Raw genomic sequence first — 14,576 nt, 5'->3', positions numbered from 1 at the left:
AAATGGATCAAGTTTTGAAGGATTCTCCTGTGCAATCGGTGGAACAGGGGAGAAATCATCCTGTGAGAGGTATTTGCGTATTGTTTTGGGATCCGAGCCGGTTTTTTCGGAAATTTCACTGATTCGGTATCCACAACTGCTCAAATCTTTGATATGATTGATTTGGGACATAGTGAGCATCTTCCTTTCCTCCTTTATCTTTGGTCGTGCTTAGATAAAGGATAAGCGTTGGTTAAAGGGGATTCAATATGTCCCGCCTTTTTTAGGGACTTTCCCTTGCTCTTTTCAGGGAATTCTGACGCTTTTTTTCGGTAATTCTAGTGTATCATAAACAGATGATTTGATTGAGGATGGCAAAGAGGAAGGAAAAAAGAAGGCGAGGAACGGGTCAGCAAACTGAACCTGCTGCTCATGGCTGAGAAACGGTATGATGATTTGGAGAGGGCTTCAAAGGATAAGGAGTACCGCCGACAGCTATTTGTCGCGTTTGGAATATAAGTTAAAAACTTAAAATAGGATGAATGCCGCAGAGCAATGCTGTGAGTCCAGCATGGTTCTGCGGCATTTGTATTATTTTCAGCGAAAAATACCTATACATAATCAATTGATGTCTTCAAATGAAAATATATGAAAAAATGTGAAATGACAAAGAAAGGGATGTTGCATTGATTTTCATATTTTAGTCCTTGAATTAGTTAAAACCACCTTGATAAATACAGAAACAACTATAATGAAATAAAAAGTGTAGAATACCACTGAACAAAAATGAAAAAATATAGAAACTTATGCCAAAAATTAAAATAAAATATTTTGAAAAGTATTGACATAATTTGAAACAAATGCTATTATGAAGCTACAAGGAGGTAGCAATCATATGAAGTACGCCACACGGATTAACTCGTTTTTGAGATTTGACAGCAACCTGCTGAATGCATTCCGGTCCATAGGAGCCATTGAGGGAGTGGATTATGTGGATTTGAATTATCCGGAACATTTTGCTGACTATGATATAGAGGTGATAAAGGCAAAGATGGAGGAATGCGGGCTGAGGTGTAATGCCATTAACCTCAGGTTCAGGGACAAGTACATAGGGGGAGAGTTCGGAAACCATGAGCCGGCCATATCGCAGGACGCCATAACCTTATGCAGGGAAGCGGCAGATGTGTGCAGGAGGCTGGGAGGAAACCAGATGATCATATGGCTGGGATTTGACGGTTTTGATTATTCCTTCCAGATCGATTATGTAAGCTACTGGAACCGGATTGTGAAGGCGTTCCGGGATGTGTGCGACTATTCCAAGGTGCCTGTGAGCATTGAGTACAAGCCTTATGAGGAGAGGGTCCATGCTTTCATTGACAGCTTTGGAACCGCGGTTTCCATTCTCCACGACGTGGACAGGGAAAACCTGGGGGTCACCCTGGACTTCTGCCACATGCTGATGAAAAAGGAGAATCCTGCGTTTGCGGCGGCCTGGCTGCTGGAACGGGGGAAGCTTTACAATATACATCTCAATGACGGAGAGGGTTCCACGGACGACGGCCTTATGGTGGGAACCGTGAATTTCTGGAAGACAGTGGAGGTCGTGTACTACCTCAAAAAATATGACTTCCAGGGCGTGATATATTTTGACACATTTCCGAAGCGGGAGAAGGCGGTGGAGGAATGTGAGGCAAACATAAGGATGTGCCGCCGGATTGAACAGCTCATTGACACCTATGGGCTCTGCCGGATGGAGAAGGTGGTGGAACAGAACGATGCAGTAGCTGTAAGCAACATGATGGTTGCTTTATTATAAAAACTATTTAATGTAAAAGGAGAAGAGAAGATGAAAAAGAGAGGTTTGGTTTTATCTATGACAGCAATTGCCATGGCAGCAGGGCTAATGGCAGGATGTACCAATAAGCAGGCGGCTGCCACGGCGCAGACAGAGGCGGCTGCCGATACCTTTAATCCGGATAAGGAGGCAGGGGTCAGCATTGAGGAATTGAGAGAGAAGCTGGGGGATGTTCCGAAGCTGGACGGCGAAGTCAAATTGGGAGCAGTGGCAAAATCCTTTGATAATGAGTACTGGAGAACCCTGAGAGAGGGATACGGCGAGTACCAGACCAAGGCAGCTGCCGCCGGCTATAATATCACTATAGACGTGACCTCGGCCCAGGGCGAGAACGACGAGCAGGGACAGCTTTCCATTGTTAAGGATATGATTAATAAGAAGTACACAGGACTTCTCCTGTCGCCTATATCCGACGGAAACCTGACACCCGGCGTGGAGGATGCCAAGAAGGCGGGAATCCCGGTTATCAATGTGAACGACGGCCTGATTGCCAATGCGGATTCCTTTGTGGGCCCCAAGGCGGACCAGAACGGGGAGCTGGCAGCAGAGTGGATTGCCGATAAGCTGGGCGGCAAGGGCAAGGTGGCTATTGTCATCGGTATGCCTAAGGCGTTTGCCGCAAGGCAGAGGACGGAAGGCTTTGAGAACTGGATGGCGGCCAATGCTAAGGATATTGAGATTGTGGCAAAGCAGAATGCCGACTGGGACCGCCAGAAGTCCAAAGACCTGGCAGACACATGGATTAAACAGTATCCGGACCTGAATGCCATTTTCTGCAACAACGATACCATGGCCCTGGGCGTGGTGGAGGCTGTGAAGTCTTCCGGCAAGGATATATTGGTGGTTGGCGTTGACGGCATAGGTGAGGCGTATGATTCCATCCGCAGGGGCGAGCTGGATGCCACTATTGATTCCTTTCCGTTCTATAAGGCTCAAATTGCAGGCGAGGTAATGCTCAGAAGCCTGGGCGGACAGGAGATTCCCAGGGTGCTGTGGACTCCTCAGGCTCTCATTGATTCCGAGAACGTGGATAAGCCGGCAGAGGAAATCATCGGCTGGACCGACCCTGTATATGCAGAATAGACAAAGACAGCATGGAAACCATCATCAGCCAGAGGGTCAAACCCTGGCTGATATTTCAAAGAGGGGATAAAATATGGCGACAATGATACATTTTTCCAATATAACAAAGCAGTTCCCCGGCAACAAGGCGCTGGACAGTGTGGATTTTACGGTGGACAAAGGGGAGATACACGCCCTTCTTGGGGAAAACGGCGCGGGTAAATCCACCCTTCTCAATATCCTCCACGGCATCTATCCTGATTACGATGGAGGTGTGGAGATTGACGGGGGAAAGGTGGACTTTAAGAATGCCAATGACGCCATCGAATTCGGCATTGCCAAGGTGCATCAGGAGGTAAACCTTGTGACAGAGCTGACGGTGGGGCAGAATATAGCCCTTGGCTACGAGGTGACAAGAGGATTCCTGGTGGACTACGACGCCATGTACAGAAAGACGGACATCATCCTGGAAAAGCTGGGGTGTAAATTCAGAGGCAGGGACCGTGTGACCTCCCTCAGCACCGGCGAGATGCAGATGATACTGATTGCCAAGGCATTGTTTCACAATGCAAAAATCATTTCCTTTGACGAACCCACATCGGCCCTGACTGACCGTGAAGTGGACCGTTTGCTTAAGATGATTATGGAACTGAAGGACCAGGGAATCACTATACTGTACATCACGCACCGTCTGGACGAGGTGTTTGCCATAGCGGACAGGGCCAGCATTCTGCGCGACGGAAGGTATATCACCACTTTGGACATGAAGGAGACATCCAAGGAAGAACTGATACGCCACATGGTGGGCCGGGATGTGTCCGCCTATGCCGTTAGGAATAATCCTCTGTGCGCCACTGACGAGGTGGTGCTGGAGGCCAGGGACCTGTGCAGGAACGGAGTATTTGAGCATATAAGCTTTGAGCTCCACAGAGGCGAGATTCTGTCCTTCGCCGGACTGGTGGGATCCAAGAGAACGGATGTGATGCGGGCAATATTTGGAGCCGACCCCTATACCAGCGGGGAAGTTTACATAAAAGGTAAAAGGGCGGAGATAAAGAGCCCTAAGGATGCCCTGGGGTACAGTCTGGGGCTGATACCTGAAAACAGAAAGACCCAGGGCTTTGTAAAGAACTTTACCAACGCCGGCAACATGGCGCTGGCCTCCATGAACCGGTTCTGCAGCAAGGGCTTCGTGAATGCCAGGAAGATATATGACAACTGTATGTATTACACAGGGGAAATGAATCTGCATCCTGCGGATCCGGATTATCTGACAGAGAGTCTGAGCGGCGGAAATGCCCAGAAAGTCATCATCGCGAAGTGGATGACCACGGACGCCGATATCATTATATTTGACGAACCCACAAAGGGAATCGACGTGGGTGCCAAGGCGGAGATATACCGCCTGATGGAGGACCTGGTAGCTGGAGGAAAGGCCATCATCATGGTGTCCTCGGAGCTGCCGGAGGTCATAGGCATGAGCGACAGGGTCGTGGTCATGAGGGAAGGAAAGATCATGGGCTTTCTGAACCACGATGAACTGAATGAAGAAGTCATAATGAGTTTTGCGATGGGAGGCTGACTATGAAGAATGTAATTAAGAAATTTTTAAGGGAATTAGAAGTAGTTGCTGCGCTGGCTGTAATCATGGTGGTATTTGGCGTCATACAGCCCATTTATTTTTCACCGTCCAACCTGCTTGATATCCTGGACCAGTCCGTCATCAACGGCCTTCTGGCTATCGGCATGACCCTGGTTATCATCACCGCAGGAATTGACCTGACAGTTGGCTCCACGCTGGCTATTGTAATCGTAAGCGTGGGTAATTTCCTGGTTATGGGTCTTAATCCTTTTGCAGCCGTCCTTACAGGCGCGGCCATCGGCTTTGGGCTGGGGCTTGTGAACGGAATCCTTGTGGCTGAGATGAAGCTGCAGCCCTTTGTGGCTACTCTGGGCATGATGTCCGTATACAGGGGCGTTGCCTACCTTATAACAGGGGGCTGGCCTGTACTTAACATTCCGCAGAATTTCAGGGATATCATGGACGGTGATGTAATAGGCGCCCTGTCCTCGTCCATGATTCTGTTCCTGGTTGTGACAGTGGCTGCCTATATCCTGCTGAAGCACACAAAGTTTGGCACCTACCTGTATTCCATTGGCAGCAATGAGGAGGCCACACGTCTGTCCGGCGTCAATGTGGATTTCAACAAAATCATGTCTTACGCAATCTGTGGTGTCTGCGTTGCGTTTGCTGGGATGGTCATGCTGGCGAAACTGGGAACCGGCGAGCCTGCGGCCGGAGCCAGCTATGAGACCAATGCCATTGCCGCTGCGGCCATTGGAGGCACCAGCCTGGCAGGCGGCAAGGGAAGCATCATAGGTACGTTCCTGGGAGCAATCCTTCTCCAGGCCCTGAAGGTAGGGCTGGTGGTCTGCGGCGTGGATACTTTCTGGCAGTATATTGCTACGGGTCTTATCATAGTCTTCGCGGTATATGTGGACGTAATCCAGGGTAAACTGGCAGCCGTGAGACTGAATAAGAAGGCAAAGGCGGAATAAACGTATAAGGGGGTCCGGACAGTGAGAGACTGGGAGAGAGATTACATTTGTGTCATCGGCAGCCTTAACTACGATATCATCATGAAGCAGAAGCGCATGCCTTTTCTGGGGGAGACATACACCGCTGACAGCATAACCTATTCCGGGGGAGGAAAGGGTGCCAATCAGGCGGTACAGTGCGCCAAGCTGGGAATCGACACCATTATGGTGGGGAAGGTCGGAAGGGACACCTTTGGGGATACCCTGGTGGAAAAGCTGAAGGAGTATGGGGTGGACTGTTCCTGCATTGGCAGGAGCAGCAGCCCCACGGGCGTGGGCGTGGTCCATGCCCTGGAGGATGGAAGTGTGTATGCATCCATCATTACAGGCGCCAATTTTGATATTACATCCCTGGAAATCGATGGGCTGGACGAGCTGGTCAGGAACAGCGGGATTATCATTCTCCAGCTGGAGATACCTACCGGTGTGGTGGAACATATCATCCGAAAGGCAAAACAGTATCATGTATACACCATACTTAACGCCGCCCCGGCCAAGGAAATAGACCGGGATGTGCTTAAACTGGTGGACGGCCTGATTGTCAATGAGACAGAGGCATCCTTTTACGCGGGAGTTGACATGACGGATGGCGGCATGGTAAGGGCTCATGCAGACAGGCTGAGGCAGCTGACAGACGGGACTGTTATCGTCACCCTGGGCTCCAAGGGCAGCATGCTGCTGGAGAAAGAGGGAGTGGTCCCCATTGAGCCTGTAAAGGTGGAGCATGTGACAGATAGCACCGGGGCGGGGGATTCCTATATAGGGGCATTTGCCTATGGCAAATATAAAGGTATGACGGACCGCCAGGCGTGCTGCTTTGCAGCAAGGGCAGCTTCAGTGACCGTGACAAAGATAGGGGCGCAGGAGGCCATGCCCTGCTTAAGGGAGATTAACTAACCCTTGTTCCTGCCGTCTTATCTGTTACGAGAAATGAAAAAATGTGACAGAAAATGCAATAATCATGGTTGAACTAAGGATGGGCTCTTTGATATAATAAAGCTATTATAGTTCAAAGGGGTAAGCATATGGTTCCTGAGTTGAGAAAAGAAGAGATACTGAAGAGTATTAAAAAGAGGGATATCTCTTATATAAAAGACCTGGCAGCGGAATTAAACATTTCCCTGTCCACTGTGCGCAGGGATGTTGCTGCTCTGGAACAGGAAGGCAGTGTCATCGTCATGCGCGGAGGCGCGGTTAAGTATAAGGCGGAGGATTTCGACGAGCCTGTGGTAAAGAAAAAGCTGATTCACAGCGAGGAGAAGGAGATCATAGCCAGGAAGGCGGCTGCGCTGGTGGAGGACGGAGACTGCGTTTACGTGGATTCAGGCACTACCACGGTAGGGATGCTCAAATATCTCCAGGGAAAGCGAATCACCATTGTCTCCAGCAGCACGGAACTGCTGGACAATCTGCCCATCAAGAACGCAAAGTGTATCCTGCTGGGGGGAGAGGTGAGGGATGATTTGGAATCCGTACTGGGCGCCCTGACGGAAAAGATGATATCCGACATGTATTTTGATAAGGCGTTCATTGGCGCCAACGGTTATATTCCGGACGGAGGCATCTACACCTACGATGACAGAGAGGCCAGGAAAAAGGTGATTGTAAAAGACCATTCCAAGGTGGTCTATGTGCTGATGGATACATCTAAAAAGAATAAGTATGCGTTTTCCAAGGTGTTTGATTTGGGTGAGGCGGTTTTGATTACAGAGGAGGAAGATAATAGGTAAGGATGTGAGGGAAAATACGCGGACGCGGGTAGGGAGCCGCGTCCGTGAGAGCCGGGAACGCAGGGCGGGAGGTGACCGTTTCCGCAGTGGGAGAGACTAAGGCGCCAGAATCCCGGCATGCCATTTTTCTTTATTAGATATGTGATATAAACGATGCAGACGCGGTAATACGTTGCGGGTGAGTGAAATGGGGGCGGGGGAGGCGGATGCATCTACAGGAGCGTTGGTATCACTTAGGCCGTGGGAAGCGGCTTTAAGATTCAGGCGTACCCTTGTCTGAGCTCAGTACCTGGATTCCAGGTAACACCTAAGCGCGAGTTGGGTCGCCTGAATCTTGTTTAAAGCCGTTTCACGGGGCCTTAGTGATTCCCGCTCCGCAGCCCGCGTCCGACTCACCCGCCCCCATTTCACTCACGGACGGATGCACCTCCCCCCCTGCACCTTTACATCACATCTACCCTTAATCCCCAAACACAGCCTTATAATCAGCCTGGAATTTGGCAATGCCCTGGTCGGTCAGAGGATGCTTTGTCATCTGCTCCAGTACCTTGTAGGGAACAGTTGCAATGTCGGCACCGGCCTTGGCGCAGTCGATTACGTGAATCGGGTTGCGCACGCTGGCGGCAATGATTTCGGTTTCAATGTTGTGCATCTGGAAAATCTCGGTGATGTCGTAAATCAGGTCGATACCCGGCATGGAGATGTCATCCAGACGTCCAAGGAATGGGGATACGTAGGACGCGCCTGCCCGTGCGGCTAAGAGAGCCTGTGCGGATGTGAATACCAGGGTAACGTTGGTCTTGATGCCCTCTGCGTGAAGCACCTTGACAGCCTTTAAGCCTTCTATTGTCATAGGAATCTTAACTACCATGTTGGGATGGATGGCTGCAATCTCGCGGCCTTCCTTAATCATGCCCTCTGCGTCAACGGTGGTAGCCTTAACCTCGCCGCTGATAGGTCCGTCCACGATGTCGGTGATTTCCTTAATGACTTCGGCAAAGTTTCTTCCCTCTTTTGCAATCAGGGATGGATTGGTGGTAACGCCGCAGATGACACCCATATCATTGGCTTTTTTGATATCCTCAACATTCGCTGTGTCCACAAAAAATTTCATAGTAAATACCCTCCTAAAATGTGTGGGACAGGCTCCCCTGCCCGTTTCCTTTTTATCTCTAAGTGTATTATAGCGCATATACATGCTATGTCAAGCAAATTATTGCAAAAATGTGCGTTAGTATGCGATTTTTGCTGGAATGCACACAGAATGATACCGGAACACAAATGAAATACCGCAAAAGTAACGCAAAAAATTGCAGCGGTTTTTTTGGAGTGCTAACTATAAAAAATCCAATCCCTTGTTCCGGTAGTCCACTGCCATCTCGACGGACACGTCGTTGTCCGTGATTAATGTGGTAAAAGCCTCGATGCCGCACACATGGTATCTGGATACGGTATTCAGTTTAATGGGATTCACCAGGGCAATGACCCTTCGGGAGGACTGAATCAGCTGCCTCTTTATGCTGACCTCGTCCGGGTATGGGATGGTCATGCCGTATTCGGGATGGATGGCGTATACGCCCATAAAGCACAGGTCCGGGTGGTAGAGGGCTGCCTGGCTGGCCGCGGTTTCACCCACATTGGTCATGGATTCCTTTAACAGCCGTCCTCCCAGGACGATTACATCCACCTGGTCCTTCATGGAACAGGCGTGGGCAATGGAATAGCTGTTGGTCAGCACGGTCAGCTTAAGGCCGTTTGGAATGTTCTTGGCAAACTGCAGGTTCGTACTGCTGCCGTCAATGGCCACCAGCTGGTCCTTCTCCAGAAAGTCCAGGGCCTTCAGCGCCAGGCGCTGCTTTAATTCCACATCCGTTGTCTCGCGGTCAAAGAAATTGATGACCGGGCGCTCCATGGGAATGGCGCCGCCGAACACACGCTTGACCTGCCCTTTCTGGTCCAGGTCCAGCAAATCGCGGCGGATGGTATCCTCGGATACATTCAGCTCCACTGCCAGTCTGCTGACCACCACCTTGCCGGAGGAGTGAAGCTTATTTAAGATTAATGCCTGCCGTTCTTCTTTTAACATATCATTCCCTGTCCTTTTCTTTTATTCATTCTTTTATCCATTCTTTTACCAGTTCCATCCAGCCCTGACAGTGCGGCACAAGGCAGTCGCCTGTGCTGTCAGAAACCTCGTCCGTAGCCAGGGACAGTCCGTGGCGTCCGCTGGGATAGATGTGCATTTCCAGGCTGACGCCCGCCTTTTTCAGGGCCTGGGCCAGCAGCAGAGAGTTTTCCACAGGCACGGACTGGTCGGTCCAGGTGTGCCACAGGAAGGTCCTGGGTGTCTGCGCGCCTGCCTGAAGTTCCAGGGAAACCAGTTCCCTGAGCTGGGGGTCGCCGGCCCTGTCTCCCAAAAGCTGTTCAAAGGAGCGTTTATGTCCGAATTCTCCGGATGTGATAACCGGATAGCACAGAATCATTCCCTTTGGCTGTATGTCCTCAGGGGCCGCATTCAGGGGGGCATAGAGAAATTCGCGGTTCCACATCATGCCCAGGCAGGCGGCCAGATGACCTCCCGCAGAGAAACCGCACACGATGATCCGCTCTGTGTCAATATTCCATTCCCGGGCATGGCTTTTCACAAAAGCCACGGATTTGGCCAGTTCCATAAGAGCCACGGGAAATGTTTCCGGGGCAACGCTGTAGTGCAGGGAAAAGACCTGGCATCCCGCTGCCAGAAATTCCATGGCCACGGGCTGGTCTTCCCTGGGGGACACAAAGCCGTATCCGCCTCCGGCGCATAGGACGACGGCCGGGCGGAGAAGCTCCGGCTTATGGGGCAGGCGATCCAGCAGATAAGCAGTCAGGTCCGCCGGCTCCCGGGATGCCCTTGCATGGCCGCATTCCTGTTTCGTAACCATAATATTAAAATGTTTTATATTCATGTTCTCGCCTTTCCGGAAACAGGAGGGTGGTGAATATGAAAAAAGCTGTTTCCAGTATCATTATACTGAAAACAGCTCAGGGGTTCAATCATTTTTGCCGCCTGTTTTATGTCACTGCCTTTACTGTCGGCGAAACATGGTTTCAATGTAAGCCAGGATAAGGGGGGCGATTCCCTTTGCTTCATTTTCCACCACCGGCTCCCTCATATAGTATTCAAAGGTTCCCTCCCGCATGTCCGTGTTGCCCAGCCCGGCAACCAGGCAGATGCCGCCCAGCTGGAGCCTGCCGTCTTTCTCGGAGAGATATGTGCTGCATATGCCCTCAAATGCCTTTTGGCCGTATTTAAAATATTCATCAGAAAGGTAATGGAGGCGTACGCTTTTCATGATGGCATAGGCGAATATGGCGGAACCGGATTCCTCCAGGTAGTTGGGGGCGATTCCGCCCCGGTTTACCACCTGGTACCACATGCCGGTGGCCTGGTCCTGGTAAGGCAGCATGGCATCAATCAGTTCCTTATAGATGACGTTCAGCCGCGCCTTCTGGCACGCCATGGATTCCGGCATGACTTCCATGGTGTCGATTAAGGCCATGGCATACCAGCCCATGGCCCTGAGCCAGAAGTTCTCCGACAGTCCGGTCACCTTATCGCACCAGAACATCTGGCGTGAATCATCGTAGGCATGGTAGTACAGTCCGTTGAGCGGGTCCCTCATCCGTTCGTATACCTGGAGGAACTGCCGGAAGGAATCCTCGCAGTTCTTACAGCCGTTATACTCTGCTTCATACTGCATATAGAAAGGCTGGGCCATGTACAGCCCGTCCAGCCATATCTGGCTGGGATAGATTTTCTTATGCCAGAAGTTCCCCGTGGATGTGCGGGGCTGTTCCTTTAACTGGCTGTATACAGTATCCATAGCCTTCCTGTATTTTTCTTTTCCGGTCAGCTTGTAAAGGTCGAACAGGGTTTTGCCGGCATTTACATTATCCAGGTTGTACTCCTTTGGGTCATAGGATTCAATGGAGCCGTCCTCCCTTACAAAGTGGCCGGTGAAGGCGTCTGCGAAGTTCAGATACCGGTCATTCCTGGTTATAAGGTAGAGTTCGATGATGGCCTTAATCATGCAGCCGTCAATATAGTTCCAGGTGGATTTTGAACCCTCCCGGATTTTTTCAATGTTCCACACAGGGGACTCAGGGGTGCTCTGTTCAATCAGCTGGTCGACGTAACGGTCCAGTATTTTCATAATCTTAACTCTCCTTTATGCATATATGTACACTGAGCCTGATGTAAGGCGTCTTTGAAAAATGGAAGTGTAAACGTTTGCAGACAAAACGGTAGTAATTTAGTTCAACTAAATTTGGGATAAACCCTCAAATTACAGTGCAATATGTCTTTGAAATCCTCGAAATCCATTTTTTTAATCCTGAATCTATCTTAACACAAAAAAAGCAGGAAAAGAATTGGATATATTATACAAAAAAATATTAAAAAACTATACGAATCAAACAATTGACATACGATATAAATAGTGTTACTATGTAACTCAAAGAAAAACGATGCATGTTTGCTTAAAATAAGCTAAATGTAATTGCTTACAAATAGCAGATATGCATAATTTTTGAAGCAATTATGCAAACCTTTGCAAACGCGCGAGCAAAGACAAAGAAAAGAGAGGGAGAGAAATGATGAAGAAGAACCTGAAAAAAGCAGTGTCCCTGGCCCTGGCATCTGTAATGGCATTATCGCTGACAGCCTGCGCAGGCGGCAGCGGCAGCGGGACCACCACGGCAGCGCAGACAGAAGGCAAGGAAGCAGAGAGCGGATCTGAGGACGTGACCATTAAGTTCTGCTGGTGGGGCGGTGACTCCAGACATGAGGCAACTGAGAAGGCAGTGGACGCTTTCATGGCAAAGTATCCTAATATTAAGGTAGAATGCGAGTACGGAGCCTGGACCGGATGGGAAGAGAAGCAGTCCCTGGCCATTCAGGGAGGCAATGCAGCCGATGTCATGCAGATTAACTGGAACTGGATTACATCCTACAGCGGCAACGGAACCAACTTTGCAAATCTGGAGGACTGCAGCGATGTCCTGGACCTGACCCAGTTTTCACAGGAAAGCCTGGACCAGTGTAGGGCGGACGGCAAGCTGATGGCAGTGCCGGTGGCCCTGACAGGACGACTGTTCTACTGGAACAAGACCACCTTTGATGAGGTTGGATGTGAGATTCCTACGGATGAGGCTTCCCTCCTGGAGGCGGGCGCTAAGTTTAAGGCTTACAATGAAGATTACTACCCTCTGGCCATGATGGAATATGACAGGGCCATCTTCCTGGTATACTATCTGGAAAGCGTATACGGCAAGCCATGGGTTGAAAACGGGGAGCTTCAGTATACAGCTGAGGAGATTCAAACAGGCATGGACTTCATGACAAAGCTGGAGGAGGCACACGTGATTCCTACCATCGCTACCCTTCAGGGCGATATGGCTGATTCCTTAGACAAGAACGCAAAGGTAATCGACGGCAAGTATGCAGGCGTATTTGAGTGGGATTCCGCAGTTTCCAAGGTTCAGAAGGCAATCGCGGAGAGCACCACAAAGCCGGGCCAGGAGCTGGTTATCGGCGACTTCCTTAAGTTTGGCGATTACGATGGCGGCTTTACCAAGATTTCCGTGGCGCTGGCAGTGTCCGCAAATTCAGCTCATCCAAAGGAAGCAGCCATGCTGATTAACTACTTATTAAATGATGACGAGGCAATTGAAATCTGCGGTACGGAGCGCGGCATTCCATGCTCGGCAGAGGGTGTAAAGATTCTGGAGGAAAAGGGAATCGGTGACAAGCTGGTCATGGAAGCCAATGCAAAGGTTCTGGCCTACTCCAAATTCCCTCTGGACCCCATGTTTGAGCACAACGACCTGAAGGCCAATCCGGACGGTGTATATTATAAGGTATTTGGAAAGCTGAGTGCAGGCGACATCACTTCCGCCGAAGCAGCAGAAGACTTGATGAAGGGTATTGACGACTGCTATAACTTCTGATTTTAAACAGCTTCAGGAAAGATATTGTGTTGGAATGAAAGACAGGGCCGCCGGACATGACCCGGGCGGCCCGTATCCTGGCCCCAGGCAGCGGGCAGCAGGAAAGGCACGGCGGATAATCAGGAAAAGGGCGGTGTCAGGAATAGAATGGATGTTAGGGAAGCAGTAAAATACAGGGAAAACTACGACAGCATTGTTACATATTTTAAGACTTTGAAAACGCCCGGCATGGACCAGATGGTCCTGCTGATAGATACCATAGAGCAGATGTCCCCGGAAATATACGAGCATTACAGGGCGCTCCAGGACATGTTCCGCATAAGGTTAAAGGCCATGCTGGCAGGAGAAAATCCGGGCCCGCATGAGCAGCTGGCATACATTATCAAAAAGGGGTGCAGCACAGGTACGCTGCTCAGGGAGAAGTATGAGAGCTATTTAGATTAATAGGTTTGGAGGTAACCGTATGAAAAAAAAGAAAGGATTCTGGGCGCTGAATATCGGCCTGCTTTACATTCTGCCGTGGCTGGTTGGATTTCTTCTGTTCAAGGTATATCCATTTGCATCTTCGCTGTACTACAGCTTTACCAACTATGATTTGTTCAACGGAATAACAAAGACCGGACTTCTGAACTACGAGAAGATATTTACGGATGAGGACATCATAAGGGCCTTTGTGGTGACGTTTAAATATGCCATCCTAGACGTGCCCTTAAAGCTGGCCTTCGCCCTCTTTATCGCGTACATCCTTAACTTCAAGCTGAAGGGCGTGAACTTCTTCAGGACAGCATATTACATCCCATCCATCCTGGGCGGTTCCATTGCCATAGCGATTCTCTGGAGGGCTGTATTTAATACGGATGGCCTGATTAACACGGTAATCACATTTTTCGGAGGGCCAAAGATTAACTGGATGGCCGGTTCCAACAGCGCGCTGTTCGTGATTGTACTTTTGCGCGTTTGGCAGTTTGGTTCTGCCATGGTCATTTTCCTGGCAGCCTTAAAGGGCGTGTCCGAAGATTTGTATGAGGCTGCCTCCATTGACGGCGCGGGCAAGTGGACCCAGTTCTTTAAGATTACGGTACCCCTTATCACACCGGTTATTTTCTATAACCTGATTACACAGCTCTGCCAGGCATTCCAGGAATTCAACGCTCCGTTCCTGGTTACAAAGGGCGGGCCAAACGGTGCAACCACCCTGATTTCCATGCTGATTTACAACAATGCATTCCTGCGCCATAAGATGGGCATGGCCAGCGCACAGGCATGGATTCTGTTCCTGATTGTCATGACGCTGACCGCGGTGGCGTTCATCAGCCAGAAAAAATGGGTATATTATTCAGACGAGGAAGGGAGGTAGGAAC

13 protein-coding genes are annotated in these 14,576 nt (G+C 50.0%); 9 read left to right on the top strand and 4 right to left on the bottom strand.

Annotated elements, in window-relative coordinates:
* Positions 1-874: 874 nt before the first annotated feature.
* From G614_RS0118985 to G614_RS0118960, 6 genes are all read left to right on the top strand, one after another.
* Positions 875-1,795 carry a sugar phosphate isomerase/epimerase family protein gene (locus G614_RS0118985; RefSeq protein ID WP_027643215.1) on the top strand — a complete coding sequence of 307 codons (921 nt, stop codon included), beginning with the start codon at positions 875-877 and terminating at the stop codon, positions 1,793-1,795.
* Between the two features lie 30 nt (positions 1,796-1,825).
* Positions 1,826-2,917, top strand: coding sequence for a substrate-binding domain-containing protein (locus tag G614_RS0118980; RefSeq protein ID WP_027643214.1), 1,092 nt, complete (start codon positions 1,826-1,828; stop codon positions 2,915-2,917).
* A 73-nt stretch (positions 2,918-2,990) separates the two neighbouring features.
* Positions 2,991-4,478, top strand: coding sequence for a sugar ABC transporter ATP-binding protein (locus G614_RS0118975; protein ID WP_027643213.1), 1,488 nt, complete (start codon positions 2,991-2,993; stop codon positions 4,476-4,478).
* Between the two features lie 2 nt (positions 4,479-4,480).
* Positions 4,481-5,455 (top strand): ABC transporter permease, encoded by a 975-nt coding sequence (locus tag G614_RS0118970; RefSeq protein WP_027643212.1) that lies wholly within the window; start codon positions 4,481-4,483, stop codon positions 5,453-5,455.
* A 21-nt stretch (positions 5,456-5,476) separates the two neighbouring features.
* The gene (locus G614_RS0118965) at positions 5,477-6,391 is read left to right on the top strand and encodes a ribokinase (protein ID WP_027643211.1); all 915 of its coding nucleotides are present in this window, start codon (positions 5,477-5,479) and stop codon (positions 6,389-6,391) included.
* Positions 6,392-6,519: 128 nt separating this feature from the next.
* Positions 6,520-7,224, top strand: a complete 705-nt coding sequence (locus G614_RS0118960) for a DeoR/GlpR family DNA-binding transcription regulator (RefSeq protein WP_027643210.1) — start codon at positions 6,520-6,522, stop codon at positions 7,222-7,224.
* A gap of 460 nt (positions 7,225-7,684) precedes the next feature.
* Here the strand turns inward: G614_RS0118960 and fsa are convergent, their stop codons facing one another.
* The 4 genes from fsa to G614_RS0118935 form a co-directional block, all read right to left on the bottom strand.
* Positions 7,685-8,338 (bottom strand): fructose-6-phosphate aldolase, encoded by a 654-nt coding sequence (gene fsa / locus G614_RS0118955; protein WP_027643209.1) that lies wholly within the window; start codon positions 8,336-8,338, stop codon positions 7,685-7,687.
* Positions 8,339-8,560: 222 nt separating this feature from the next.
* Positions 8,561-9,310 (bottom strand): DeoR/GlpR family DNA-binding transcription regulator, encoded by a 750-nt coding sequence (locus tag G614_RS0118950; protein ID WP_027643208.1) that lies wholly within the window; start codon positions 9,308-9,310, stop codon positions 8,561-8,563.
* Positions 9,311-9,335: 25 nt separating this feature from the next.
* On the bottom strand, positions 9,336-10,172 hold the full coding sequence (locus G614_RS0118945; RefSeq protein ID WP_027643207.1) for an alpha/beta hydrolase: 837 nt from the start codon (positions 10,170-10,172) through the stop codon (positions 9,336-9,338).
* A gap of 120 nt (positions 10,173-10,292) precedes the next feature.
* The gene (locus G614_RS0118935) at positions 10,293-11,420 is read right to left on the bottom strand and encodes a glycoside hydrolase family 88/105 protein (RefSeq protein ID WP_027643206.1); all 1,128 of its coding nucleotides are present in this window, start codon (positions 11,418-11,420) and stop codon (positions 10,293-10,295) included.
* A 439-nt stretch (positions 11,421-11,859) separates the two neighbouring features.
* On the opposite strand from G614_RS0118935, the gene G614_RS0118930 reads away from it, so the two are divergent.
* From G614_RS0118930 to G614_RS0118915, 3 genes are all read left to right on the top strand, one after another.
* Positions 11,860-13,215 (top strand): ABC transporter substrate-binding protein, encoded by a 1,356-nt coding sequence (locus G614_RS0118930; protein WP_027643205.1) that lies wholly within the window; start codon positions 11,860-11,862, stop codon positions 13,213-13,215.
* Between the two features lie 147 nt (positions 13,216-13,362).
* Positions 13,363-13,659 (top strand): hypothetical protein, encoded by a 297-nt coding sequence (locus G614_RS0118920; RefSeq protein ID WP_027643204.1) that lies wholly within the window; start codon positions 13,363-13,365, stop codon positions 13,657-13,659.
* 19 nt (positions 13,660-13,678) lie between these two features.
* Positions 13,679-14,572 (top strand): carbohydrate ABC transporter permease, encoded by an 894-nt coding sequence (locus tag G614_RS0118915; RefSeq protein ID WP_027643203.1) that lies wholly within the window; start codon positions 13,679-13,681, stop codon positions 14,570-14,572.
* The last annotated feature ends 4 nt before the right edge of the window (positions 14,573-14,576 follow it).

Origin of the sequence: [Clostridium] clostridioforme AGR2157, from assembly GCF_000424325.1 — a bacterium.
GTDB lineage: Bacteria > Bacillota > Clostridia > Lachnospirales > Lachnospiraceae > Enterocloster > Enterocloster clostridioformis_A.
This window is presented reverse-complemented; position numbering and strand designations above follow the sequence as displayed.

Bases quoted from the DNA above. Each gene is read 5' to 3' on its own strand.
- G614_RS0118920 (WP_027643204.1), top strand. From the start codon at position 13,363: ATGGATGTTAGGGAAGCAGTAAAATACAGGGAAAACTACGACAGCATT.
- G614_RS0118960 (WP_027643210.1), top strand. From the start codon at position 6,520: ATGGTTCCTGAGTTGAGAAAAGAAGAGATACTGAAGAGTATTAAAAAG.
- G614_RS0118980 (WP_027643214.1), top strand. From the start codon at position 1,826: ATGAAAAAGAGAGGTTTGGTTTTATCTATGACAGCAATTGCCATGGCA.
- G614_RS0118975 (WP_027643213.1), top strand. From the start codon at position 2,991: ATGGCGACAATGATACATTTTTCCAATATAACAAAGCAGTTCCCCGGC.
- G614_RS0118930 (WP_027643205.1), top strand. From the start codon at position 11,860: ATGATGAAGAAGAACCTGAAAAAAGCAGTGTCCCTGGCCCTGGCATCT.
- G614_RS0118945 (WP_027643207.1), bottom strand. From the start codon at position 10,172: ATGAATATAAAACATTTTAATATTATGGTTACGAAACAGGAATGCGGC.
- G614_RS0118950 (WP_027643208.1), bottom strand. From the start codon at position 9,310: ATGTTAAAAGAAGAACGGCAGGCATTAATCTTAAATAAGCTTCACTCC.
- G614_RS0118915 (WP_027643203.1), top strand. From the start codon at position 13,679: ATGAAAAAAAAGAAAGGATTCTGGGCGCTGAATATCGGCCTGCTTTAC.
- G614_RS0118970 (WP_027643212.1), top strand. From the start codon at position 4,481: ATGAAGAATGTAATTAAGAAATTTTTAAGGGAATTAGAAGTAGTTGCT.
- fsa (WP_027643209.1), bottom strand. From the start codon at position 8,338: ATGAAATTTTTTGTGGACACAGCGAATGTTGAGGATATCAAAAAAGCC.
- G614_RS0118985 (WP_027643215.1), top strand. From the start codon at position 875: ATGAAGTACGCCACACGGATTAACTCGTTTTTGAGATTTGACAGCAAC.
- G614_RS0118935 (WP_027643206.1), bottom strand. From the start codon at position 11,420: ATGAAAATACTGGACCGTTACGTCGACCAGCTGATTGAACAGAGCACC.